Below are 23,699 nucleotides of genomic sequence, written 5' to 3' on the forward strand. Positions count from 1 at the left end.
AAACAGTTGGCTGGCTAAACGGCTGGATGTACAAACGGCTAAACGGAATGGAGAGAATAAAATTTTGTAAAACTTAAAAAAACGGAATCAAGATGAAACGATTGAATTTAATCCTGCTGCTGTCGGCGGTAACAGTGGCGCTGGCGTTTGTCATTTCCTGCAAGGAGACAAATGCGGAACGGTTGGAAAAGATGTGCGGCGAGTGGGTCAGCACGGGCGGCAAGCCGCCCTTCACCCTCTGGGAAGAGGACGGCAAGTACCGTGTGACGGTCATGCACAGGAACCACAAGGGCGGCAGTGAAGCGGAGACCTACCTCGTCCGGGAAACGGAAGGGGTGCTGTTCATCGAGACGGGCTTTGCCGTGATGATGGACTATGACCGGGAGAAAGACCGCATCCGGCTGTCGCCGGGCGGAGAGTACAGGAGAAAGAGTGACGGAACCCTAAAACAGTAAGGACATGAGAACGATAAAGGCAATCATTCTGGGCGTGGCGTGCCTGACGGCAGGTGCGGCCAACGCCCAATGGGTCGTACACGACCCCGGCAATCTGGCGCAGGGCATCATCAACACGGCTAAGGAGATGGTGGAGACCTCCGCCACCGCACAGCACACGCTGGACGGATTCAGGGAGACGGCGAAGATATTCGAGCAGGGGCGTAAGTATTACGATGCGCTCAAGGCGGTGCATGACGTGGTGAAAGGCGGCGTGAAGGTGAAGAAGTCCATCGGGCTGGTGGCGGACATCTCGGAAATCTACGTGCGCAACTACCAGAAGATGCTGGGCGACCCGAACTACACGCCGGACGAGCTGGAAACCATCTCGTTCGGGTACGCCAAGCTGCTGAGCGAGAGTGCGGACATCCTGCAAGACCTGAAGAACGTGGTGAACGTGACGGGGATGTCGCTCTCGGACGCCGAACGGCTGGCAATCATCGACCAGAGCTACAAGCGGCTGCTGGAGTACCGTAACCTCGTGCAGTATTATACGGACAAGAACATCTCGGTGAGCTACCTGCGGGCGAAGAAGAAAAAGGACGCCGACCGGGTGGTGGCTCTCTACGGGGATGCGGAAGACCGTTACTGGTGAGACCGGCAATATATAATAATGTTCACGTACATAAATATAATATAGGACTATGTTGTTAGCGATAGACTTCACGAACCTGCACGAGATATTGCAGGTATTGTATCAGGACATGATGCCGCTCTGCGAGAAGCTGACGGGTGTAGCCAAGGGAATTGCCGGGCTGGGTGCGCTGTTCTACGTAGCCGCCAAGGTGTGGCAGGCGCTCGCCCGTGCCGAACCCATCGACGTGTACCCGCTGCTCCGCCCGTTTGCCATCGGGCTGTGCATCCTCTTCTTCCCCACCTTCGTCATCGGCACGATCAACGCGGTGCTCTCGCCCGTAGTGAAGGGCTGCCACGGGATGCTCGAATCACAGACCTTCGATATGAACCGATACCGGGAGCAGAAGGAAACGCTGGAGAGGGAGGCGTTCCGCCGTGACCCGGAGAAGGCGTATCTGGCGAGCAAGGAGGACTTCGACAAGAAGCTCGACGAGCTGGGCTGGTCGCCCAAGGACTTGAAGACGATGGCAGTGATGTACATCGACCGGACGGAATACAACATGAAACGGAACATCCGGCTGTGGTTCCAAGAACTGCTCGAACTGCTGTTCCAGTCGGCTGCGCTGGTGATCGACACGATACGGACGTTCTTCCTGATCGCCCTTTCCATCCTCGGTCCGATAGCGTTCGCCCTCTCGGTCTATGACGGGTTCCAGAGCACGCTCACGCAGTGGATAACGAGGTACATCTCCATCTACATGTGGCTGCCCGTGAGCGACCTGTTCAGCTCGGTGCTGGCACGCATCCAAGTGCTGATGCTCACCCGTGACATCGAGGCGATGAGCGACCCGACCTTCATCCCGGACAGCTCGAACACGGTGTACATCATTTTTTTAATCATCGGGATATTCGGGTACTTCACCATCCCGACGGTCGCCAACTGGATCATCATGGCGGGCGGGGTGAGCCAAGCCAACCGTGCGATGAACCAGACCGCAAACAGGGTCGGCAACGTCGCCGCAGCGGGTGCGGGCGCCGCCGTGGGGAACATCGCCGGAAAAATCATCAAGTAGCGGCGGATGCCCCAAGAAAATGAGTCATAACGAATAAAAAACCGGAAACATGGAATTTAAAAGTTTGAAAAATATCGAAACGAGCTTCAGGCAGATACGGCTCTTCACGCTGGTATTCGCCTGCCTGTGCGCCGTGGTGACGGGCTTCGCCCTGTGGAAGTCGTACAGCTTCGCCGAGGCGCAGCGGCAGAAGATCTACGTGCTGGACAACGGCAAGAGCCTGATGCTGGCGCTCTCGCAGGACGTGCGGCAGAACCGCCCGGTGGAGGCACGGGAGCACGTGCGCCGCTTCCACGAGCTGTTCTTCACGCTCTCGCCCGACAAGTCGGCTATCGAGGGGAATATCAAACGCTCGCTGCTGCTGGCGGACAAGAGCGCCTTCAACTACTACAAGGACCTCTCGGAAAAGGGGTATTACAACCGGATAATCTCGGGGAACATCAACCAGATGATAGAGATAGACAGCCTGCGGTGCGACTTCGACAAGTACCCGTACAGCGTGCGGACATTCGCCCGGCAGATCATCCTGCGGGAAAGCTCCGTTACGGAGCGCAGCCTTGTGACCCGCTGCCGCCTGCTGGATGCGGTCAGGAGTGACAACAACCCGCAGGGCTTCATCATCGAGGGATTCGAGATCACGGAAAACAAGGATTTGCAGACCCTCAAACGCTGACGGCTATGATAAGGAAATTCATCACAAAGGCGCAGGACCGGGCGGACGGGAAGCTCCGCCGCCTCGCCGGGCGTATCTCGCCCGACATGCGTGTGGCAATCATCCTCGTGATGCTGGCGGCGTTCGGCGCACTGTCGGTCTATATGACCGTCTCCTCCATCTACCGCATCGGCAGGAACGACGGGAAGGAACTGGGGATAGAGCATATCAGGCGCCTGCAATTGCCCAATGACAGTATTATCAACCCTTTTGAAAGCGGACGGCATGGGACTGGCGGAGAAGTTGAGTGAGTGGCTGCTCCGCCGCCGGGAGCGGCAGGAGGAGCGGAACATGAGGCAGGTGGCGGCGTATTTCGGGAGCCTGCTGAATAAGAGGCGTGCGGATGCCGGTGCAATCCTCCAGTCCGTCAGGGACTACCGGGACTGCCCGGAGGTAACAAGGAAACAGGCGGAGCTGCTGCTGGAACACAGGTTCTTCCGGTACGTGTACCAGACGAGCTATCCCGAATGGCGGGCGGTCATGGACGCCCTGAAAGAGACCCGTTACGGGATGCGTGAGGGGGCGGCAATCCCCCGGAGCGTGAGGGAGGCGGCGGAAAGCCCGATGCTGCGTCTGGAGGCGCAATACAAGGTGCTGGAGTACGAGTACACGAGGCGCAACGCCCCGCAGCCGTTATCCCCCGAAGCGCAGGCGGAACGGGATGCGGCGCACCGGCTGCTGAACTGCTGCATGAGGGAGGGCGACCTCGACGCACTGAAAAGGCTTGCCCTGAAAGGCGAGAAACCGGACGACTCGGTGGCCATCCGCCACGGGCTGGCGGAAGGCTACCGCAGGCTCGAAGAACTGAGCCGGGAATGGAGCGAGGAGATGCGGGGCGACAACCACACCGTCATGGAACAGATCGAGTTGCGGGAGGCGGACGAGCGGGGAAAGCTGATGCGGCAAGCCGCCGCCCTTTACGAGAGGAAGACGGGCGGCAGACTGCCCGGCGACTATCTGGAAGCGGTGAAGGCGGAACGGGCGCTGCTCCACGGGATCGCCCGCCACGGCTGGGACGGTCAGCGGGAAGTACCGAAGGAGACGGTGGAGAAGTACGGGCTGACGGAGGACTTTGCCGGTATCGCCCGGCTGAGATGGGACTACCACCTGAGCGAAGACAACGGGGATCTCTCCCGGGACTACCCGGAAGCCGCCATCGGACGCCACAACCGTGCCATCCGGGAGCGTGCGGCGAAAGAACTGGCAGGTCTGGAAGCGAGGCTGTTCCCCGAAAAGGCGGCAAGCCGGGAACGGAAGGCTGCGCACCTGCGGGCGGACAACCGGGCAAGCCCCACGGCATCGCTCAAACGGGAACGGAAGGAACCGCCCGGCAAGCGGCAAACCGGGGAGACAGGCAGGCGGAAGCCTCCGGGGAGAAGAATCAGAATGTAGGACAACCATAAATTTTTGACATGATGGAAGAACAGAACCAAGAAAAAGCAACGGCAACGCAGCACGTGACGGTGGCGGATGCCGCAGCCCCGGAGACGGGGAACGGAAAGAAGGAGGACAAGGGCGGCGGGAAAAAGGAAAAGAATACAGCCAAGCCGCTCACGCCGAAACAGTTGCAGCAACGGAAGAAGCTGATGGTATATCCGCTGATGGGCTTGCTGTTCCTCGGCTCGATGTGGCTGATATTCGCACCTTCGGAGGAGCAGGGCGTGAACCGGGACACCGTGGGGGCGTTCAACGCCGACATCCCCCTGCCGGAGAACGACGGGATCATCGGCGACAAGCGGAAAGCCTACGAGCAGGCGCAGGCGGAGAAACAGCAGGCGGAGAAGGTGCGCTCGCTGGAGGACTTCGCCTTCTCCGAAGAGAGCAATACGGACGGGGTGGAAATGGAACTGCCGGACAGCGAGCCGGAACGGGAACCGTTCAGGGACTATTCGGACAAGGGCGGCGGCAGCCGTTCCTCCGTTACCGCCTACCGGGACATCAACCGTCAGCTCGGCTCGTTCTACGAGGAGCCGAAGGTGGACGGGGAAAAGGAGGAGCTGAAAAGGCAGGTGGAGGAGCTGACCGCCAAGCTGGAAGAAAGGGAACGGCAGGCGGGCGGAATCGACGATCAGGTGGCGCTGATGGAGAAGAGCTACGAGCTTGCCGCCAAGTACATGGGACAGAACGGGCGGGACGGCGTAGCCGTGCAGGTGCCCGCCACCGGACAGGACGGCAACGGTTTGGGACAGCCCGCCGTGGCGGTGCAGGCGGCACGGGAACGGACGGTATCGGGGCTGCAACAGCCCCTGAGCGATGCGGAGTTCATGCGGCGGTACAGCCAGCCGAGGAACTACGGCTTCAACACGGCGGTAGGCAGCGGGTACGCTATGGGGAAGAACACAATACGGGCGTGCATCCACGGGGATCAGACGATTATGGACGGACAGACGGTGAAGCTCCGGCTGCTCGAACCGCTGCAAGCGGGAAACCTTGTGATTCCGCAGAACACGCTCGTTGCGGGTACGGGAAAGGTACAGGGGGAACGGCTGGATATCGTGGTGTCGTCCATCGAATACCGGGGGAACTTGCTGCCCGTGGAGCTGGCGGTGTATGACAGTGACGGGCAGAAAGGCTTGTCTGTCCCTTCATCGCTGGAACAGGAAGCGGCAAAGGAGGCGATGGCGAACATCGGCGGCGGGTTGGGAACGAGCATCTCGTTCGCACGGAGCGCCGGACAGCAGGTAGCAATGGACATCACCCGTGGGCTGATGCAGGGCGGCAGCCAGTACCTTGCCAAGAAGTTCCGCACGGTAAAGGTGCACCTGAAAGCGGGGTATGAGCTGATGCTTTACGCCAAACAACAATAGATCGACAGATTATAAAACCATTAAAAAGAAAGGACAAATGAAAAAGATTTTTGGATGGGTCGCCCTGCTTATGGGCATGGTGACGGGTGCGAACGCACAAGTGAATGATACGATACAGCGGGCTGCGGGCAACGACCTGTATCAGGGGATTACACGGAAGCTACCCTACCGGCAGATGGTTACGCCCCACGGGGTGCAGGTGACGTTCGCCAAGACGGTGCATATCATCTTCCCCTCGGCGGTGCGGTACGTGGACTTGGGAAGCAATTGGATTATCGCCGGGAAAGCGGACGGTGCGGAGAACGTGATCCGGGTGAAGGCGACCACCGAGGGTTTTCCGGGGGAAACGAACTTTTCCGTTATCTGCGAGGACGGGAGCTTCTATTCGTTCAATGCCCGGTATGCGCATGAGCCGGAGATGCTGAACATCGAGATGAAGGATTTTTTGGAGAACGGGGACACGACGGACTTTTCGCATACCCGCATGAATATCTATTTCAGGGAACTGGCAGGCGAAAGCCCGCTCTTAGTGAAGCTGATCATGCAGAGCATCTACAAGGAGGACAGGCGGGAGATCCGGCACTTGGGCTGCAAACGCTTCGGGGTGCAGTTCCTCCTGAAATCCGTCCACTCGCACAACGGGCTGTTCTATTTCCACACGGAAACAAGGAACAGGTCGAACGTGGCTTTCCGGACGGACTTTATCCGGTTCAAGATCGTCGACAAGAAAGTGCCGAAGCGCACCGCCATTCAGGAACGGGTGATCGACCCGGTGCGCAGCTACAACGAGGTGCTGGTGACGGAGGGGAAAAGCGACGTGCGCACGGTGTATGCCGTCCCGCAGTTCACCATACCGGACGACAAGCTGCTGGTCATCGAGCTGTTCGAGAAGGACGGCGGCAGGCACCAGACCATCCGGGTGGAGAACGCCGACCTCGTGGCGGCAAAACAGATTAACGAACTGAAAATCAAGTAAGCGATGAAAAGGTTACTGTTCATTATCCTGCTTTTCGGGGTGTGCCTGCATTTTAACCGGGCACACGCCCAACGGTGCCTGCCCGGAATGAGGGGCATACAGCTCACGGGCGGACTGTCGGACAACATGCGCTGGAAAAACGGCGACGGCTTCGGCTACCACGCCGGGATAGCGGTGAGTACCTACACGAAGAACGCCCACCATTGGGTAATCGGTGCGGAATACTTGGAGAAGCGGTACGACTACCGGGGCAGTCTCTATCCGGTGAGCCAGTTCACAGGTGAGGGCGGCTATTACCTGAACTTCCTTTCCGACAGGAAGAAGACGTTCTTCGCCGCACTGGGGCTGTCCGCCCTTGCCGGGTACGAGACGGTGAACTGGGGCGAGAGCCTGCTGCCGGACGGCTCACGACTGACGGATGAAGACAATTTCATCTACGGGGGTGCGCTGACGCTGGAGCTGTCCGCCTACGTGACGGACAAGATTGTCTTGCTGGTAAACGGTCGCCAACGGGTGCTGTTCGGCGGTGACTGCGGACGGTTCCACACGCAGGTCGGCGTGGGAATCCGCTTCATGATTCGATAACTGCTATATAATATAATAATGTATATATGAGGACAATGATTTATAAAATATTCACGGGCTGCTACATCGTGGCCGCCCTCGTGCTGGTCGCAGCCTGTAATGACAAGCTGGATATTCAGACGAAATACCCGTTCACGGTGGAGACGATGCCCGTCCCGAAGGAGCTGAAAGTGAACGAGACGGCGGAGATACGGTGCGAGCTGAAACGGGAAGGACGCTGGGAGGACACCCGGTACACGATCCGCTGGTTCCTCTTCGACGGGGAAGGGACGCTCAAACTGGATGACGGCACGGCACTGCTGCCCAATGACCGCTACCCGCTGGAGAAAGAGACGTTCCGGCTCTATTTCACCCCGCTGTCGGACGAGCAGAGCAGCTTCACCGTCTGGGTGGAGGACTCGGACGGTCAGGCGGTCGAGCTGGAATACGACTTCAATGCGGACAACGACAAGGAGGGCGGGGATGGAACGGAATGATCTGGTTTTATACCTCGACATACCGGAGTTTTCCGAAGCCCTGTATGCCTCGAAATGGCACTCGGATATTGTTCTACCACAAGCCGGGGACAATATATACCCGGAAAGCCTGCTGTCAGAAAAGGTACTTGCCATGCTGGAGACGGTTCCCGCCGGTGAGGTCTGGGAAGACCTGAAGGACGACAGCCGGACCATGCGCCGGGTCATGGAGCACGAGCTGTTCCGGGTGACGGAACGGGGCTTTTACCTGCGTAAGGACGGGGCACTGTGCTGCACGCTGACCTTGCAAAGATACCGTGTGTACGATGCCGAAAAACGGGCGAAAACGGAGGTGCCAACATCTTATCGTGCCCGGAGCATGGAACGAAAAAGCGGAAAAATCCGATTTTATTTCCGGAAATACTTTATACATATTGATGTGCCGGACACGCTGCCGCAATGCCCGGAGGTGCGTGAATACGTGAACATAGAGCCGTTGCTCTCGGAGGCAGATAAAAAACTGCTGGCGGAAACGGAATGTGATAAAGGGGAAAGCCTGCTGGAACGGATAGAGGAAGGAGACTGTTGCCGTGTACGGGCAAGATGTTGGACCACGGATAAGGAGAGCGGCAAGTGGATGCGTGTGTTGTCAGTGGATATTTAAGCAAGTTTATAACAAGAAAAAACAGAAACATGGAACAAGAAGAAAGAATGTATCAGGTGCCTCTGGAGATGATATGCAGGCACAACCGCACGGCGGAGGTGTGCCGTGCCGCCGTTGAAGAGGACGGCTGGCAGTTGGAGAACGTGCCCGAAGAGGTGAAGACACCGGAACTGTGCCGGAAGGCGCTGGAAACGGAAGCGGGATTCGGGAACGACTTCCACCGGGGGCTGGTCCAGCATATCCCGTTCCCGGAGGTGTGCATGGAGGTGCTGAAGGAGTGCCGGGAGAACAACCCGGAAGAACTCTACGGGGTGGCGGTGGCTATCCGCCCGGAGGTGATGAACGGCGAAATGGCGGACTTCCTGCTGCCGCTGGACGGCAGATGCATCAGCGTCCTGCCCGTGCACCTGCAAACACCGGAGCGGGTGCGGGTGGCGGTGGAAACGTCGGGGATGTCCGCCGTCGGGCGTGGCGGAGTGCCGAAAAGCCTGCTCACGCCCGAAGTGTATGTCAGGTGCGCCGCCCACAGCCGGGAGTCGCTGATGATGATCCCGTGGGCGGAACGCTCGCCGGAGGTCTGCCTGATGGCGAAGACGCTGTACCCGGACTGGGTGAGGAACCACCCGGAGTTCGTGCCGGAGAGCGTGCATAACCAAGACAGCGTATATACGCTGAACAGCCTGATGGAAAGCCTGACGGGGGAAAAGTTCAGCTACCGGCAAATGACGGACTTCTACAACGGGAAGCCGCTGGAGGTGAAACGGATGGAAACGCCGGACGGCGTGCAGAAGGACAAGGCGGTGAAGTTCGACAAGGAGACGGGGAAGTTCTCCTTCTCCGAGATCCGGCAGGAGCGGAAACGGGGATTGAAGATGTAGCGTGAGCCGGACGAAATGGAGCTGAAAGCAATACCCCGTTACAGATTTACGAATAAGTCGGTAACGGGGCATGGCTTGTTTCGGATATTTTACTGTTCTATCACGTATTTGTCAATGCCATAGACCTTTCTTGTGTGATTGTCAATAAATCCGTTCTCTTTAAGGTGTTTCATCACATTGGCTAAATCCTGCGGATTAAGCCGTCCTTTTTTCTCGGCTTCCTTAGCTTTGATTTTCGACACCTTCAGTTCTTTGGGGTCGGTACAGTCAATCCAGCTATCATATTCAAGGATTTCAGGATAGTCGGCTTGTCTGATACAGTATTGCTCGGCTTGCCAATCCGGGGCGGAAGAATAGTCATTGTCTGTGTTTATGAGTACCGCACAGACTTCTTTTGAGTTGGATTTTGCTCCGGCAACAATAACGTATTTCAACCTTGTATCATATCCCGGCAACGGTACGATGCCATCCGCACGATCCATGTCGTAATAGACAATATCACCGACTTGGAGGTCTTCGATGCCTTTTACAAGCGATTCCTGCCTTAGCTTCTCTTTTAGTTGTGCCAATGTCGATTCTTTTGTATCCATCCATCAAGAAAGTTCATTCGTCATCAGTTCTTTTTCACGGATGTAGGCGACCATCTTTTCTGTGGCACCTCCGGCTTTGGCTATTTCAATATTTGTAAGAGTTCCCAACTGGGGATCATCCTTGTATCTCGTGTAAGCCTTGGTGTACGCTTCATCGTGCGATTCCGGAGACAATTCTTTTTTTGAATCCTTGTCCTTGCAATAGTTGTACCATTTATCCAGATATTCACATTCCTTACGGGACAGATAATCCATATCCGGTTCTGCCAGAGCGTAAACCATCTGATCCTGTACACGGATAGAATTGTAGAAATTCCTCAAATCGGGATAAGAGTCTATATCTTCCTCCTCCAACTCGACAAGTTTTATAACCTTGTCAGACAATGCCGGAACCGGACCGAAGGTGCGTGCCTTAAAGGTATCAGGACATAACACCTTGCCATAGTTGACCAGATATTCTTTTTGGGCAAAATAAATTATCTTGAAGAGCTTGATATAATCAACCCCTTCAGGAAACTTACGCAGTACGTACAATACCACAGATTCTATTTTCTTTACTTGCTCAAGAGTCTTCATTTGGTAATACTTGATTATTACTTGTTACGATGCGATACAGCACTTTGCAAAGATACGAAAATAAGTTGGAATATCATTGATTTATAGTAAAGAGAAATTTCTATCAACCGGCAATCCCTTTTCTCCATCGGTTTCTTTTGCTTCTTGTTCTTTTCCCACCCCGCTCATGAAAGAAAAGAAGTGCAAAAAGGCTGGCGAACAAAAAAGGGGGTGCCTAAAGCATCCCCTCGTCGGTGTAGCTGAGGTAGGTGTCCTCGGTCAGTATGATGTGGTCCAAGAGGCGGATGCCGATTGCCTCGCAGCCTTTCTTCAACTGGCTGGTCAGGTTGTTGTCCTGTGTGCTTGCCACCGTCGAGCCGGACGGGTGGTTGTGCGAGAGAATGATTCCCGAGGCATGGGAAACGAGAGCCGTCTGGAGGACGATGCGTATGTCCACCACCGTACAGTCTATCCCGCTGCGTGAGATGCACGAAACGCCCAGCAGCTTGCCTGCCCGGTTCAGGTACATCGCCCAGCACTCCTCGTGGTGCTGCATACAGTCCTCGTAGAAGGTCTTGAGGATGTCGTAAGACTCCTTGGAAGAGTGGATTTTAACTCTCTTGGATGCGTCAGCGTCCTTGTAACTTACGGTGATTTGAGGAAAAGACAGTGTATTCATAATGCAAAAAATTAAAAGTGAAACATTTATTTTTTTGCTTTGGGGCACGGGGAAAGAGCGGACTTCATGCAAGGCTTTTGCGTGGAATACGACCCGAAGGTGTGGAGATTGTGCGCAAAACCGTCAGGTTCAGCCTTGCTACTTGTCCGTTTTTCCCCGTAGGTTTGCTAAAAAATGAGTGTGGAGCTTGGCTAAAAAATCCGGTGGGTCAAGGGGTTTCTTTTTGCTTCTTTGTCTTTGTCCGCATCCGGCTCACCGAAAGAAAAAGAAGTGCGTCCGGAATGTCGGGGTGGTCGGGGTTGCCACGGGCGGGTAAAAATAGAAGTCCGGGCGGATCGCTACCCGTCCCGGACCTGCGGCGATGAAACATAGAGGGGGAATGTTATGGCTTGATTTCCCCCGTTGCGGTCAAAATCAGGTTATGCCGTTTCATTGAATAGTGTACCGTCTTTCAGATACTCCCAATTTCTGCGGTGGCTCTCGTCCTTGAAATATTCCTCGCTCTCGCAATACTCGCAATCGTCACGGCACGAACGGAAAAAGGCTTCCAAACAATCACGCATGAGTTCCTTGAAATTCCGATTGTCGGGATGTTGCAGAAATTCCATGAGGGGCTGCAACATGATGTCGTCCATGACAAAGCCCGTCAGAGGGCATGAGGAAATGAGGGAAATGCGGCTGTTCCGCTTCTTCTTCAAGTCTTTCGTCCAATAGGTCTTGGGATAATACAGCCCGTAATGGAAATTATTACAGATGAACGTCCGCAAGCGGATGCCCGAAAGTCCCTCCATGTCCTCCTCCTGCTCTGTATAGAAACGGTAGTAGTATGTACAGCTATCGTAACGGTAGTTTGTGCAGACGATACGGAAAAGGTTGCAGAAGGCTTCGAGCGTGTTGCAGTTCTCGGAAGCATACAGGTAATCGTTTCCCTTGGCAAGCCAGTCGGTATAGGCTTTTTGACGGGCTGTCTCCTCCAGTTCCTCAATGTCGAATAGCGTATAGGTTCTTTGTACGGTTCGCATAAGTTTGAAAATTTGAAAGTTGAAAAATCGGTTTCTTTGCTATCTTTCTTTTTCGCTACGGCTCACGAAAGAAAGTAGCGGGCGGATTTCTCCACCCTGCCCTTTGTCCTTAGGCTGCAATCTCTTCGGCTTGCGGTTCTTCTTCGGGTTGCGTTACCTTGCGCTCCCTTGCCCGTTCCTGCACCAAGAGGACGGCTTTCTTTTCCTCGATGCGCTGATGCCGCTTCTCGTACACCCCGTTGTACTCCCTTTCGATGTTGGCGAGTTCCTCCGGCATGTGCCTGCGTGCGAAGTCAAGCAAGAGGGTCGCCACGGTGTTGTTGCCGTATGCTCCCTTGAAATTGGCTACAAGAAAGTCCCTGCGGATGATGGTCTTCATCCTCACGGTGAGGTTGCCGATAATCCCCATCTTGTCTTCGTCCGTGATATACTGCTTGTCTTCCGCAATCCCCACGGCTGCGAAGTGTTCCTTACGGAGCGAGGACAGAAGGAAGAAGTACAACATGGTATCTTCGTCCGCACTGAACTTGCCGCCCGTGATGTCGGCTTCGAGGATTTGTTTCTTGGTGTCCTCCACCGTGCGTTCGAGTGCGATTTCCTTGTTGCGCTCGTCCTGCTTCTCCAATTTCTCCACGGGTGAGAGCGGTGCGGGTGCGGGCGTTCCGTCCGCTGTCTGCGCTTCGGTCACGTTCTCCACATAGCAGAAGTCAATCTCCTTCTGCCCGATTTTGGCATAGACGGTGATTTCCCCCGCTTCGCTCCTGCGGGTGATTTCCTCCTCCTGCTCCATGTAGTCCGCCCATTGCTGCTCGTAGCGGGTGCGGGCTTCCCCGTAGCGTTCGGGGTCGTTGAAATTTTCGGCTTTGGGTTCTTTCGGGCAGCTTGGAAAGGCGGTGTACCTGTCAAGGGTCTCCACCTCGTAGCCCGAAGCGATTAGCCGTTCGACAACCGTCTCGTTGGTGCAGTAGCGGTCACGGCAGAGCGACACGCCCGGCTGGGTCTGCATGATTTGCACAGCCCGCTCCATGAGGTAGGATGCGTTCATTTCGGCAAGGCACGTGCGGTTGGCGCAATGCCCGCACCCGCCATCACGGAACAGCAGCAGGTTGTTGGTGTTGTGTGCGCACGTGGCGCACTCGGTCTTGTCGAAGCGGTAGTATTGCAGGTCGGTGGTGAAGTTCTGCTCGATGCGCCTTGCGACATCGGCGGCTTTCAGTCCCCGCCAACTGTTGTACGTTCCCTCGTCCTGCAAATGCTTTTCGTACACCTCACGCTGAATGTCCTCCCCGTATCGGCAGATTTCAGCCGCCACGCTGATGGTCAGCTCGTCCGCTTCCAAAAGGGCGGCGATTTCGGGGATAAGGGCGGTGAATTTCAGCCGTGTGCGGATGTAGTTCTCGTTCTTTCCGAAGAGTTGCGCCAAGGTCTGCACGGTGTGGCGTCCGCTCTCGATAAGCCGTTGATAGGCTGCGGCTTCCTCCACGGGTGTCACGTCCTTGCGCTGCAAGTTCTCGGTAATCGCCATTTCCTCGGCTTCCTCGTCCGACAACTCGGTTACGATTGCGGGAATTTCGTCCCTACCCGCAATGACGGACGCACGGTAACGGCGTTCCCCGAAAACAATCCCGTAACGGTCTGTCCCGTCAACGGGGCGCACGGTGATGGGCTGCAACACGCCCTGCCGCTTGATGCTCTCGGCAAGCTCGTAAAGGGCTGCTTCATCGAAACGCTTGCGTGGGTTGAAACCGCTCGGCTGAATGTCTGCCAATGCTACCATCGTGATGTTTTTCTCTGCTGCTGATTGATTTGCTTTTGTCTTCATAATCTGTTATTTTTAAGTTGATTGTTTATAGTTGTTCTTTTTGATTTTTGACAAACCGTTCCGTTCGGGAAATCGGTTTCTTTGCTATCTTTCTTTCCCCGCTCCAGCTCACGAAAGAAAGTAGCGGGCGGAAAATCCGCCCTTACGGGGCTACCTGCGGTTATAGCACACGTTCGCGAACTTCTTTTTCTGCTCTACTGCCCGTTTGAGGGTGTAGAACGTGCCGCCTATGGCTACCGTATCGTAATAGACCATCAGAAAAGCGGAGTTTTCCAAAAGATAGTCGTTACGGCGCAGGAAACAGCCCTCGGTATATCCGTCCTGCAAGGTTACCACTTCATCGGCTTGCGCCAAAATGGTGTCGTAACGCCGCTTGTCGGCTTGGGTGTACCGTTCGGCTTGTCCCTTGAAGGGAACAACGCATTTCAGACGGATATGCGGGTATCTCTTTTTGAGGTTCAATACTTCCTCTGCTGCGATAAGGTCGAAGCCCTCGCACATTCCCGACAAAAAGGTGTCGTAGCCTTTTTTGATACAATAACTTTCGATGGCTGCAAACGTGTCGAACGCCACTTCCCTAAAGAGTTTCTCACGGTCTGCCGTGAACTTGGCTATACGGTTGGTGCGGTGTCCCGAAAAGGCTACCGTCTTTTCTTTGCTGACGGGTGTTCCGTTTTCTGTCCATGTCCTTGTTTCCATATCGGTAAATTTTAGAGTATTAAAAGAATGATTATCAGTACGAACACGAAGCCGACAAACAGCCGCCACGCAAGGGCGAAAACAAGCCGTGCCACGAAGTAAAACAGAGCCACGACAAGCAACAAGGCGAAAAGCTGCCCTGTGGCGGTGGTAAGGAAATAAGCCACCGAAGCCCAAAGGATTAGGCGGTATATCCGTTTGTAAACAAATGCCGTTTTCATGTTCTTGGGTATTGTCGGGCGGATTGCTCCGCCCGTGGTTCATACTATTTCAGTGTAAATCGGTTGTCCGCCAACCGTGCGAACGTGTCGTAATTGCTTTTGTTGTAAGGCAGGGACAACTCGATTTTCTCGTAAATGCTGCGTCCGCATATATGGAAGGAGAAAACAAGCCCGTTCCGCTTGATTTTGCCCTCGGTATGCCTTTCGGTGTCCTTCCATTCGATTGGCTCGCTGCTGAGTTTGGCGAAATACTCGGCTTTCATCCGTTGGATAACTTCGTTCTCGGCTTCCAACGCCTTGTAAATTTTCAATCCCCACGTTATCCAGTCCTCTATTTTCCGTTTGGTGAAAACTCCTATCCGGTTGGGTTCGGGGTTTTCCTCTTTCAGTCGGTGCAGGATGCTGCCTTTGGCTTCGGAAAACATGGAGGTCTCGACCTCGAAATAACATTTCTTGTCCTTGTAACTTTGGTGCAGGACAAACGTAACACCCTCACGGATAAGCCCTACATGAAGCCGGTAAAAGCAAGGGTTTTCGACTGACGGGCTGACGCAATACAAAAGGAGCGCATCGGGCTGGAATTTCCTCACCGCTTCGTAAAGGGGCTGTATCAGTTTCAGATAACCATCTATCTTGTCCGTTTCTGCCATGCGTGCCTTGCTGTTCTGAAATTCTTCTTCTGTCAAATAGATTACGTTCATGATTTTATGTGTTTTAGTGGGCGGATTGCTCCGCCCGTTGGTTGATACTCTTGTTCCTTTGTTGTCCCGTTTAGGCTGCTGCGGGTTCGTTCATCGGTTCGGTTACCTTGTCGGCAATCATCTTCGCCGCCTTGTTCACGTCCCCCAATATCTCCACCAAAAAGGCGGGTTCTTCCTTTAGCTTGGTGAGCCAGTGTTTCAGATAGGCGGCGTTGTTCTCCTGCGGTGCGGCTGCGTAGCCGAAGAACGCACCGCAAAGGGCTGCGGTAAGTTCGGCGACAAGTTCCTCACGGGCATAGAGCGCATCCCCGAAGAAGCTGCCGAACGTGCGGTTCAACCGTTGGGGGCTTCCCGTGCTGTGCGCCATCTCGTGCAGGAGTGTGCCGTAATATTCCGCTCCCTGCGGGAACTGCTCACGCTGCGGGCAAACGATATGGTCGGAAGAGGGCGAATAGTAGGCACTGTCCGAATACTGCACCTTGATAGGGCAATACCAATTTTGCAGACAGACAAGCTCGTCCAACGCCTCGTAAATCATCCCGTCCGAATAGTCTTCGGGCTGCTCTCCCTTTTTCATGCGCTCGTAGCGTTCGGGGTATTTCCCTGCAAAATCGGTCTGGTCGATGTTAAAGACATTGTAATACTTCATCTGCGGGATGACCTTGTAATTTTCCTGCTCGGTTGCGGGCAACTTGCGGTATTCCTCGTACTTGATTGTCTTTTTCGTCTCCTTGTGTACCACGAACTTGAACCAATAATAGACGGGGAACGAGCGTGCGCCCTTGCTGATGCTCAAGTCCTCTTCTTTCGCTTGGTTGAACGTGAGGAACACGGGCAAAGTGAATTTCATAAACTCGGTGTAGAACAATAACATCAAGACATTGCCGCCGTTGTAGAGCGTTCCTCTGATGTTGCGGGGCAAACCTTGTTCAAGGCTCGCTATCCACGGTTTTTGCCAATCCGTTTTCAAGCACTCGATTTTCTTGATTAACAAATCGGTGAACATCGGTGCAATCTTTTCGATGGTGCTGTTCGTTGTTGCCATAACTCACAAATTTTAATCGTTATTACTCTGTTTTCATCGCTTGTCGCCCCAACCAATTTTTTTCCCTTGGCTGATTGGGAAGAACATTGACCATCATTGAAAGCGGAAAAGGTGAATTGCAACCATCTGAAAAAATGGTAAATACTACCCGTCGGGTGGAGATTTGGCATTTTTTGCGGATTTGCTTTCACCTCCGCCTACCTTCGTCAATGTTTTTCCAATCAGCTTAGGGAAAAAATGCCCTGTCAGTCTATTCCAGTCAATGGTAAGTTACTTGCCGGGTGCAGGAAAAAGAAGCCTTCCGGAGAGCCGGGAACGCCCGTTTCCCAAGGCAAGGAGATACGGGCGGGAGAAGTATATGGGAGCACGGTCAGGTTCCGGCTGCCGGACAAACGCCGGGGAACTCTTTCGGGCGGGACGGGGCACGGGAGGTTTCGGCGAACAGCCGAAGCCCCGTGTGACGGCACGGACGGACGTGTTCCGTTTGTCCTTCCGCCCCGATGTCCGGCTTCGGCCATGCAGCCTCACGGAGTGGTCGGAAACGGACGCCGGGACGGGACAGCCCGTGCGCCAAGGTTTAAGCGCAAGACAGTGAAATCCCTTTCACCCACGTTAGGGATTACAGGGAAAAGCCCACAGCATAGCGAGGACTTGCAGCGGAAAGCCCGACCCGAAGGGGAACGCCCAAACAACCACCCGACAAAACTGCTTTTGAGCATACCATAGAAAAAAGGAAGACCGAACGCTCTGAAGTTTCGTCCTTATGATATATATTTGTAATTGAGTGTGCGATATACAGCGGAAAACGTATATAATTACATATTAGTTGCTTATAAATGAATATGAAAAATAAGAATAATATATGTCCTGTTTGTGGGCAACATCATATTTATCTGCCTCATGAGGTATGTTTGGTTTGTTATCAGAAGACGAAACAAAGCTCTGGATTTTATGAAGCATTAAAAGAAAGAGAAAAACTTGCCAATGAGGGGAAAGTGCTACATCATTATTTAATAGATGATTGGTATAATATAGACACGAATGGTCTTGGGGCGGTACAATTGATAGGTGAGTATATTTTAGACATAATTGAAGATGATGTAAAACATCTGTGGCACAAACGCCGGATATGTTTTATGCAAGACATGATAAGAGAACTTGATATGAAGTATTTTGCCCCGGCATCAAAAGAACAAATAGACGATTTTGCGCAAGCGGCTATTAATTTTTGGGACGGGAAAATGACCATTCAAGATGCAAAAGCAAAACTTCGCTCCATGGAAAAGATTATTCAAAAAGATACATTGAAATATTCTGATTGGGAACCGAAAGATTTTCTTCTTTGGATGATGGAAACGGAAGAAGTTTTTGACTGGATGTGGGATCAATGGTTCGAGTGTATTCATGCTTGTATTCCCGATAAGTGTAATGACGAGTTGTGGATAAAAATGTTTCATAAACATTTCCATGATGAAATTAAGGCATGGATAGATAAATAAATTTAGCAACTAACAAGCGGCTCAACCTCCCCAGAAAAGGTCGATTAGCCACCAACATACCGATAAGAAATAAAATGAAAGATATAATTGAGTTATTACAAAAAGAACGAATAAAAACTGTTGATGCCCTGAAGCATGGCAATCAGCAGGAGCTTTCCTATCTTCAACAAATAGATAAGGCTTTAGGATGGTTGAAACGGATTGAAGAAAAAGGATGGGAAGATGTTGGATGTTATGACATACATAGTCTACCGGATTTACCTCAAGAAAACTCCGGTCTATACTCCTTTTATCATATAATGATGGATTATGAAAGTCCCAACATTGAAGATTGGAAGGAATATAGACCAAACGATCAGTCTTTGCTATTAAGTTTTGATGATATTGTAATGACTCGAAAAAGCAGATAACAAACAGCATCACTACTAAAAGCGGGAACGCTGTCGAACATATTACCGATTAACAATGACAATATGAAATGGTATAAAGTATATTTGAATGGAGAAAACCGAATTTGGAAGAAATGTATCACATATTCATGGGAATTTATGCATGAAAATGAAGAAATTAATTTTCAAGAAATTATAGGTTCATCTTCAAAGAAAGAGTGCCAGATAAAAGCCCTTGTCAAAGGTAAAGGGCTAACGGCTAAAAGTATATCTGATTTTGAGCAAATAAGGATGCCAGAATTTGCTGAAGTTAGCCATTTGTTTCTTATTAGAGAAGATGTCTTGAATATAAATGATTTATCTTCTATAAATGGCATTTCTTTTAAAAGAGTTTCAGTGCATGGAGATTTCCCGTTCAATTATATGGTACTTATTTTTAACGAAGTTGTTGATTGTATTGATAATATCCATTCTAAAATAGAAGAATTTGATTGTTTGAGTACTCTCGTATTAGATGAATCTAAAATACCTCAATCTGTCGATGGATTCTTTTTAAAAGGTTGGAATAAATATGGCTTTTATAAAAGCATTGTCAATGAGAATATGAAAATGCGATTACTTCATTTGTATAAAGCAAATGAATTTTTGAGATTTAAAGAAGTACAAACAAATCGTATAACAATAACAAACGGATAAATATTTAAAGAAGAGATTATTCGTCGGAAATTGTACATCTAATAATAAAGGATAGTAATGAAAAAGTTATTTGATGCGATAAATAAAGGAGATTTCGATACAGTTAAGCAAGTGATAGAAAAAAATCCTGTTCTTATCAATTGCATAGAAAAAGGATGGCGCAAAAGAGATGAAGGTTTGTGCCCTTTACGCATAGCAATCAAGAATTGTCACTATGATATTGTCTGTTTCTTAATAGATGCGGGTGCGAATGTAAATGATTATACTCCCAAAGATGATATGTATATAAGTCACCAAGCTGTCTATACCGCTGTTACACATTGCATACCCAAATATGGGTTACAATGCGGTATATACGAAGATTCTTTAAAAATATTGAAGTATCTTATTGAACATCGGATGGACATCAACCTTACAGATAACAATGGAGTTAATAGTTTCTTTCATGGAGTAAATCTCTCTCACTCAATGATACATCCGACATCGGATATGTTTGAATCCGATTTGCCTGATACCCTAATTTGGAATCCGGAATTTGATGTAAATATAGCTTATCAAAGATTCAAAGAAGTATTCACACTCCTTTTGGAGCATGGTGCCAATACTGATATCCCTGATTATTGGAAAGAGCAGTCTGCATCTTGGGAGGGGTTTAATGCAAAAATCAAATGGGCTAAGAATTTATTAAATCTATGCAATAGAGAAAAGTAGGATGTGCGATATGATTGGATATGAAAATGAAGATGATTATCACATTCATCTTGATGGGCTTTATGATATAAATGAGGAAAACAAGGTGTTTATCAATAAATAAAAGTAAATAGTAGGCGGTTTAATAGCAAACTGGCTGAATAAGCGGAGCACTATCAAACATTACCCATGCAATATATTTAGAATGAAGAAACGGGACTATAAGGAGCAAGAACGACAACGGCGCTATTATTTCTTCGACTACCTGTTCTGGTTGGGAGAAATGGCACAGAGGCATTACAAGGGTGAGCCAAGACGCCCCGACGGGGAGTCCATGCTGATGCTTTGCATCATGATATTTATCTATGAACCGATCTTCCTTACAACTGCTCATTTCCTTTTCGGTTCCACGGCATTTGGGTGGTTTACAGTTGCCATGATAGTTGGAATCGTTGTAGTCCATCACTGTGTTTCGCGCGGCTGGATATACCCGTTTTCACGAAGGGAAGCGGTCATGCAGCACTATGAAGGACGCAGGTTCAGCCCCTTCAGATGTTACTTCTTCCTGTTCTCCCTCGTCTTTCTGATTATTGCCGAAATTAACCTGTTGCCAAGCACACTGATGCGGATAGACGGGCGCAAGGCAGAGCCGGTGGAGAACACACGGACGGAAGTCCCGCAAAGGTGGAGGGATTACCTTGCACTACGTTTTGCCATAGGAGCCCGTCAGGAAGTACCCAGCGAAGCCTTGCAATATCTGATCAATCAGGACGGTCGCACATCCCGCTACGGGCAACCGGTCTATGTCATGCAGGTAAGGGAGGAAGATATGGGAGGAAAGTTCCGTGTGGGGCTATTGAACCATGCTACCTTTGATGAAATCCAAGACGGCAGACGGAAGTTTGTCGAATGTACATGGGTCAAAGGATATACGCCTGACAGCATAAGGGTACTGCTGACCGGATGGTATGAGGTGAGAAACGCCGAACTTTGTCCGGTGGACTCTCTGGAATGGACGGAGGATACGGATTGAATAATCAACAACATACCCAATAAATAGAATGAAGAAAACTGTCATAGCACTGTTGTTGGCGGCTGTATCCGTCGTGAGTTGCGAGCCGCCCATGCCGCCGAGCGACGAGGAAATGATACGCCACTTCGCCACGCACGAGGCGGCGTTCCGCAAGGTGTACGAAATCATGTCAGAGAGTTCAGAAGGCAGTTTCCACTACCCGCCACTTTATCCGGAAGAGGTCATTATACTTGATTCAACAGAGCAAAGCGATACATCCTATGAATCAAATGACGAACAAGACCTCCCGGTATATGGGCTGCTGAAGCCAGACCGAATACAGCTCGATTCCTTGTTGTCAGAGATTGGATGCGGTCTTGTCCTTGTTGACCGCAGGGAATGGGTAACAGCGGATTCGGTATATGTGAGCCTCGTTATGCCGTACTATTCCCACGGCATCGTGGACGCAGGAACATCCAAGAGTTTCGTTTACGATCCCGGATTGAGAAGCCGCCGGAACATCCGTATCACCGAATACGGCGACCTGAACGAGATTTACCGAAGGACATACAACGACACCACGCTGTACAAGCCCGTCAAGGAAGGCTGGTACATCAAGTTAGACCATTCACGATAACCTGAAATGATGAACCAAACAAGATGAAATTAAGATTGGCATTAAGGATATTATGGGGGTTATGCTGTCTGCTGTTGCTGTGGGTGGCTGTCGCTGATTCTATACAATTCTCAAAGCATCCGGAACTTTACCCGATAGGTTGTGAAGGATTAAGTTGGAGCTATGAATCTTCCGAAAACTATATCCTTACGGGCTATGTGGTGATTGGTTGGAGTGCTATCGGCTTTGTCGCATCTGCCTGCTATCGTTTCAAGTATAGCGGAAAAATACTGCTGGTACATTTTGTACTGACACTACTTCGATGTTGTTGGAATTGTATAGTCATTTATGGATAGGTCATTCCGCTCGTCCTCGAAAACGATGGTCTTGGCAAGGAATATGCCGATGACGAACTTTGCCCCATGCGCTATCAGCTTGCGCCGCAGCGCTATGAAAGTAGCCCCGGTGGTAAGCACGTCGTCCACGAGCAAGACGCACTTTCCCCTGAACCGTTCGGGGTGGAACTCCAGATTGGCGGTGCGGTCTCCGTTCCCGCGCGTGCCCTTGTATTGCGCCCTGTCATAAGCGACGGTTATCGCCCCGTACCCGTCGGCAACCCCCATGTCCGCCGAGAGCTTGCGGCAGAACGCCTCGTACCGGGTGCGGTGCTTCTCCCGTGTGGATGCCGGGACGGGAACCAGTACGGCACGGTGCCTGTTCTCCTGAATCGCCCGGATGCGGCTGGCGGCGATGGAGAAGAGCTTGACGAAGAGGTCGGTCTGCTCACCGCTCTTGAAACGCCAGACGGCGTTCGACACCTTCTTCCCTTCGAAAGTAATCTTGTCGTTCCGGCGGACGGGGCAATAGTCATAAAGGTATAAACACAAGCTGCCGTCCAAGCGGAAGAATCCCTGAAAGCGGTTGTCGAGCGGAAAGAACGCCTTGCGGAAGTCATTGAAGAAAGTGAATACAAGGATATTGTTCCAGAAACGTGCCTCGTCCTCGCTGCCGGAATCGAGCCTGTACATGAATCCCGCCAAGTTCCCGCTCTCATACAAGCCCATGCCGATGGTCAGGCGGCTGTTGAAGTCGGTCTGGCTGACGATGTACCAGCCGCACCGGGCGAAATGCTCCTCGTAGCCGGAACGGGTCTCCAAAAGGAAATAGAACTTGCCGTCGTCCTCGAAACGGATGACGTATTCGCAGCGCAGGCGGCGTGCGATCTTGCCCAAGATGCGGCTCTCCTCCTCGATGACCGCAGGAGTGGCAAGGAAGGTGTATTGTGCGATAAAGACAGCCTCGTCCATAGTGATGATGTTTGGTCGGTTACAAATATGCGAAATGTCCGGCACACGGCAAGCGGAAAGGGCGGAAAATATGCGGAAGGGCGTGCGGATATGTAGAGCTTCTCCCTGCTTTTCACCGCCCGGAACGTGACAAGGCTACAAACGTGAAGCAAAACGAGGACAAGCGGTACGGTTTTGATACACGGACATATACAGACCGGTATATTTGCAGGGAAGTATAACAATAAAAACGTATCGGGACAATGGAAATAGTAAGCATCGAGAGAAAGACCTTCGAGGAGATGAAGGAACGGTTCGGCTGCTTTTCGCAGCACGTGAGGGAGCTTTGCGCCCGCTACCGTCCGCCCGAAAAGATGAACTGGATGGACGGGGCGGACGTGTGCGAGAAATTAGGCATCAGCAAGCGGACGTTGCAGACCTACCGTGACCGGGGGCTGCTGCCGTACAGCCAGATCAACCACAAGATTTACTACCGGACGGAGGACGTGGAGGCGTTCGTGGAAGCCATGAGCCGGGAAATGACGGAGGACGAGTGAGATGGAAGTGATCACAAGGGACACGGAAGAGGTACGGGCGTACTTCGAGGCACTGGAGGAAGGCATGAGGTACCTTGACACGGTAACGGCGCACTTCCGCCCGGCGATGAACGGCGAGGTCTATCTTACGGGCGAGGATGTGTGCAGGCTGCTGCACATCACGCCGAGAACGTTGCAGGACTACCGCACGCAACGGCTGATCCCCTACATATCGCTGCCGGGCAAGACGCTCTACCGCCAGTCGGACCTGCTGCGTATGCTGGAGGAGAACTACGTGGACATGCGCCCAAAGCGCAAACGGGGGAAAACTCCAACATAAACGCACGGGGGTGTGCATCGGGAAATGCAGCAAAGGCAGGAACACCGCATCGGAAGTTCCTGCCTTTGCCGCATTCTGCAC

General features: G+C 52.0%; 32 protein-coding genes. 22 read left to right on the forward strand and 10 right to left on the reverse strand.

The genetic code is table 11. The features are described 5' to 3' along the window. Positions 1 to 92 precede the first annotated feature (92 nt). From NQ510_RS01020 to NQ510_RS01075, 12 genes are read left to right on the forward strand one after another with little or no spacing between them, the layout of a single operon-like run. Positions 93 to 455, forward strand: coding sequence for a DUF3876 domain-containing protein (locus NQ510_RS01020; protein ID WP_005647502.1), 363 nt, complete (start codon positions 93 to 95; stop codon positions 453 to 455). Between the two features lie 4 nt (positions 456 to 459). Continuing rightward, a complete protein-coding gene (locus NQ510_RS01025; RefSeq protein ID WP_005829892.1) occupies positions 460 to 1,089 on the forward strand; it encodes a DUF4141 domain-containing protein in 630 nt (209 codons plus the stop codon). Positions 1,090 to 1,138: 49 nt separating this feature from the next. After that, complete coding sequence (traJ, locus tag NQ510_RS01030) at positions 1,139 to 2,143, forward strand: conjugative transposon protein TraJ (protein WP_005647499.1); 1,005 nt, start codon at positions 1,139 to 1,141, stop codon at positions 2,141 to 2,143. A gap of 49 nt (positions 2,144 to 2,192) precedes the next feature. Next, a complete protein-coding gene (traK, locus tag NQ510_RS01035; protein ID WP_005647497.1) occupies positions 2,193 to 2,816 on the forward strand; it encodes a conjugative transposon protein TraK in 624 nt (207 codons plus the stop codon). A 5-nt stretch (positions 2,817 to 2,821) separates the two neighbouring features. After that, positions 2,822 to 3,106, forward strand: coding sequence for a TraL conjugative transposon family protein (locus tag NQ510_RS01040; protein WP_005647491.1), 285 nt, complete (start codon positions 2,822 to 2,824; stop codon positions 3,104 to 3,106). Continuing rightward, positions 3,081 to 4,247 (forward strand): hypothetical protein, encoded by a 1,167-nt coding sequence (locus NQ510_RS01045; protein ID WP_005647488.1) that lies wholly within the window; start codon positions 3,081 to 3,083, stop codon positions 4,245 to 4,247. The genes NQ510_RS01040 and NQ510_RS01045 overlap by 26 nt, the downstream gene beginning before the upstream one ends. Before the next feature lie 20 nt (positions 4,248 to 4,267). After that, the gene (gene traM, locus NQ510_RS01050) at positions 4,268 to 5,662 is read left to right on the forward strand and encodes a conjugative transposon protein TraM (RefSeq protein ID WP_005829888.1); all 1,395 of its coding nucleotides are present in this window, start codon (positions 4,268 to 4,270) and stop codon (positions 5,660 to 5,662) included. A gap of 37 nt (positions 5,663 to 5,699) precedes the next feature. Continuing rightward, entirely contained in the window at positions 5,700 to 6,638 is a 939-nt protein-coding gene (gene traN / locus NQ510_RS01055) for a conjugative transposon protein TraN (protein ID WP_005647484.1), read from the forward strand. A 3-nt stretch (positions 6,639 to 6,641) separates the two neighbouring features. Next, positions 6,642 to 7,223, forward strand: a complete 582-nt coding sequence (locus tag NQ510_RS01060) for a conjugal transfer protein TraO (protein ID WP_005647482.1) — start codon at positions 6,642 to 6,644, stop codon at positions 7,221 to 7,223. A 26-nt stretch (positions 7,224 to 7,249) separates the two neighbouring features. Next, positions 7,250 to 7,699, forward strand: a complete 450-nt coding sequence (locus NQ510_RS01065; protein WP_005647480.1) for a DUF3872 domain-containing protein — start codon at positions 7,250 to 7,252, stop codon at positions 7,697 to 7,699. Further along, the gene (locus NQ510_RS01070) at positions 7,686 to 8,342 is read left to right on the forward strand and encodes a hypothetical protein (RefSeq protein WP_005647478.1); all 657 of its coding nucleotides are present in this window, start codon (positions 7,686 to 7,688) and stop codon (positions 8,340 to 8,342) included. Before NQ510_RS01065 ends, NQ510_RS01070 begins: the two co-directional genes overlap by 14 nt. A gap of 29 nt (positions 8,343 to 8,371) precedes the next feature. After that, positions 8,372 to 9,220 (forward strand): hypothetical protein, encoded by an 849-nt coding sequence (locus NQ510_RS01075; RefSeq protein ID WP_005647477.1) that lies wholly within the window; start codon positions 8,372 to 8,374, stop codon positions 9,218 to 9,220. Between the two features lie 89 nt (positions 9,221 to 9,309). On the opposite strand, the gene NQ510_RS01080 is transcribed toward NQ510_RS01075, so the two are convergent. From NQ510_RS01080 to NQ510_RS01120, 9 genes are all read right to left on the reverse strand, one after another. After that, a complete protein-coding gene (locus NQ510_RS01080; protein WP_005647475.1) occupies positions 9,310 to 9,810 on the reverse strand; it encodes a hypothetical protein in 501 nt (166 codons plus the stop codon). Between the two features lie 3 nt (positions 9,811 to 9,813). Continuing rightward, a complete protein-coding gene (locus NQ510_RS01085) occupies positions 9,814 to 10,386 on the reverse strand; it encodes a type II toxin-antitoxin system antitoxin SocA domain-containing protein (protein ID WP_005647472.1) in 573 nt (190 codons plus the stop codon). 214 nt (positions 10,387 to 10,600) lie between these two features. Further along, the gene (locus NQ510_RS01090) at positions 10,601 to 11,044 is read right to left on the reverse strand and encodes a JAB domain-containing protein (RefSeq protein ID WP_005647469.1); all 444 of its coding nucleotides are present in this window, start codon (positions 11,042 to 11,044) and stop codon (positions 10,601 to 10,603) included. A 419-nt stretch (positions 11,045 to 11,463) separates the two neighbouring features. Then, on the reverse strand, positions 11,464 to 12,066 hold the full coding sequence (locus NQ510_RS01095) for a hypothetical protein (RefSeq protein ID WP_005829877.1): 603 nt from the start codon (positions 12,064 to 12,066) through the stop codon (positions 11,464 to 11,466). A gap of 109 nt (positions 12,067 to 12,175) precedes the next feature. Beyond that, the gene (locus NQ510_RS01100; RefSeq protein WP_005829875.1) at positions 12,176 to 13,888 is read right to left on the reverse strand and encodes a ParB/RepB/Spo0J family partition protein; all 1,713 of its coding nucleotides are present in this window, start codon (positions 13,886 to 13,888) and stop codon (positions 12,176 to 12,178) included. Positions 13,889 to 14,038: 150 nt separating this feature from the next. Then, a complete protein-coding gene (locus tag NQ510_RS01105; RefSeq protein ID WP_005829873.1) occupies positions 14,039 to 14,587 on the reverse strand; it encodes an SLOG family protein in 549 nt (182 codons plus the stop codon). An 11-nt stretch (positions 14,588 to 14,598) separates the two neighbouring features. Next, the gene (locus NQ510_RS01110; protein ID WP_005829870.1) at positions 14,599 to 14,808 is read right to left on the reverse strand and encodes a hypothetical protein; all 210 of its coding nucleotides are present in this window, start codon (positions 14,806 to 14,808) and stop codon (positions 14,599 to 14,601) included. Between the two features lie 44 nt (positions 14,809 to 14,852). Continuing rightward, the gene (locus NQ510_RS01115; RefSeq protein WP_005829868.1) at positions 14,853 to 15,509 is read right to left on the reverse strand and encodes a hypothetical protein; all 657 of its coding nucleotides are present in this window, start codon (positions 15,507 to 15,509) and stop codon (positions 14,853 to 14,855) included. Positions 15,510 to 15,579: 70 nt separating this feature from the next. Beyond that, a complete protein-coding gene (locus tag NQ510_RS01120; RefSeq protein WP_005829865.1) occupies positions 15,580 to 16,554 on the reverse strand; it encodes an ArdC family protein in 975 nt (324 codons plus the stop codon). 262 nt (positions 16,555 to 16,816) lie between these two features. Here NQ510_RS01120 and NQ510_RS01125 point away from each other — a divergent pair, with 262 nt between their 5' ends. The 8 genes from NQ510_RS01125 (at position 16,817) to NQ510_RS01160 (ending at position 21,812) form a co-directional block, all read left to right on the forward strand. Continuing rightward, a complete protein-coding gene (locus NQ510_RS01125) occupies positions 16,817 to 17,149 on the forward strand; it encodes a hypothetical protein (RefSeq protein ID WP_032934329.1) in 333 nt (110 codons plus the stop codon). A 247-nt stretch (positions 17,150 to 17,396) separates the two neighbouring features. Next, positions 17,397 to 18,053, forward strand: a complete 657-nt coding sequence (locus NQ510_RS01130; protein ID WP_225982706.1) for a hypothetical protein — start codon at positions 17,397 to 17,399, stop codon at positions 18,051 to 18,053. A gap of 74 nt (positions 18,054 to 18,127) precedes the next feature. Then, a complete protein-coding gene (locus NQ510_RS01135) occupies positions 18,128 to 18,463 on the forward strand; it encodes a hypothetical protein (RefSeq protein ID WP_005829849.1) in 336 nt (111 codons plus the stop codon). A 63-nt stretch (positions 18,464 to 18,526) separates the two neighbouring features. Beyond that, on the forward strand, positions 18,527 to 19,138 hold the full coding sequence (locus NQ510_RS01140; protein WP_005829847.1) for a hypothetical protein: 612 nt from the start codon (positions 18,527 to 18,529) through the stop codon (positions 19,136 to 19,138). 57 nt (positions 19,139 to 19,195) lie between these two features. Further along, positions 19,196 to 19,849: an ankyrin repeat domain-containing protein gene (locus NQ510_RS01145; protein ID WP_005829845.1), complete on the forward strand. Its 654-nt coding sequence runs from the start codon at positions 19,196 to 19,198 to the stop codon at positions 19,847 to 19,849. 184 nt (positions 19,850 to 20,033) lie between these two features. Continuing rightward, positions 20,034 to 20,861: a hypothetical protein gene (locus NQ510_RS01150; RefSeq protein ID WP_005829837.1), complete on the forward strand. Its 828-nt coding sequence runs from the start codon at positions 20,034 to 20,036 to the stop codon at positions 20,859 to 20,861. 28 nt (positions 20,862 to 20,889) lie between these two features. Further along, positions 20,890 to 21,477 (forward strand): DUF4948 family protein, encoded by a 588-nt coding sequence (locus tag NQ510_RS01155; RefSeq protein WP_005829835.1) that lies wholly within the window; start codon positions 20,890 to 20,892, stop codon positions 21,475 to 21,477. Between the two features lie 23 nt (positions 21,478 to 21,500). Next, on the forward strand, positions 21,501 to 21,812 hold the full coding sequence (locus tag NQ510_RS01160) for a hypothetical protein (protein ID WP_008675376.1): 312 nt from the start codon (positions 21,501 to 21,503) through the stop codon (positions 21,810 to 21,812). Here the strand turns inward: NQ510_RS01160 and NQ510_RS01165 are convergent. Continuing rightward, on the reverse strand, positions 21,771 to 22,763 hold the full coding sequence (locus tag NQ510_RS01165; protein WP_032934328.1) for a ComF family protein: 993 nt from the start codon (positions 22,761 to 22,763) through the stop codon (positions 21,771 to 21,773). The genes NQ510_RS01160 and NQ510_RS01165 overlap by 42 nt on opposite strands. Positions 22,764 to 23,005: 242 nt before the next feature. Here NQ510_RS01165 and NQ510_RS01170 point away from each other — a divergent pair, with 242 nt between their 5' ends. Both NQ510_RS01170 and NQ510_RS01175 read left to right on the forward strand, forming a co-directional pair. Then, positions 23,006 to 23,299, forward strand: a complete 294-nt coding sequence (locus NQ510_RS01170; RefSeq protein ID WP_005829826.1) for a helix-turn-helix domain-containing protein — start codon at positions 23,006 to 23,008, stop codon at positions 23,297 to 23,299. A gap of 1 nt (position 23,300) precedes the next feature. After that, a complete protein-coding gene (locus NQ510_RS01175; RefSeq protein ID WP_005829824.1) occupies positions 23,301 to 23,618 on the forward strand; it encodes a helix-turn-helix domain-containing protein in 318 nt (105 codons plus the stop codon). Positions 23,619 to 23,699 lie beyond the last annotated feature (81 nt).

The sequence above is a fragment of the Bacteroides uniformis genome, assembly GCF_025147485.1.
Classification (GTDB): Bacteria; Bacteroidota; Bacteroidia; order Bacteroidales; family Bacteroidaceae; genus Bacteroides; species Bacteroides uniformis.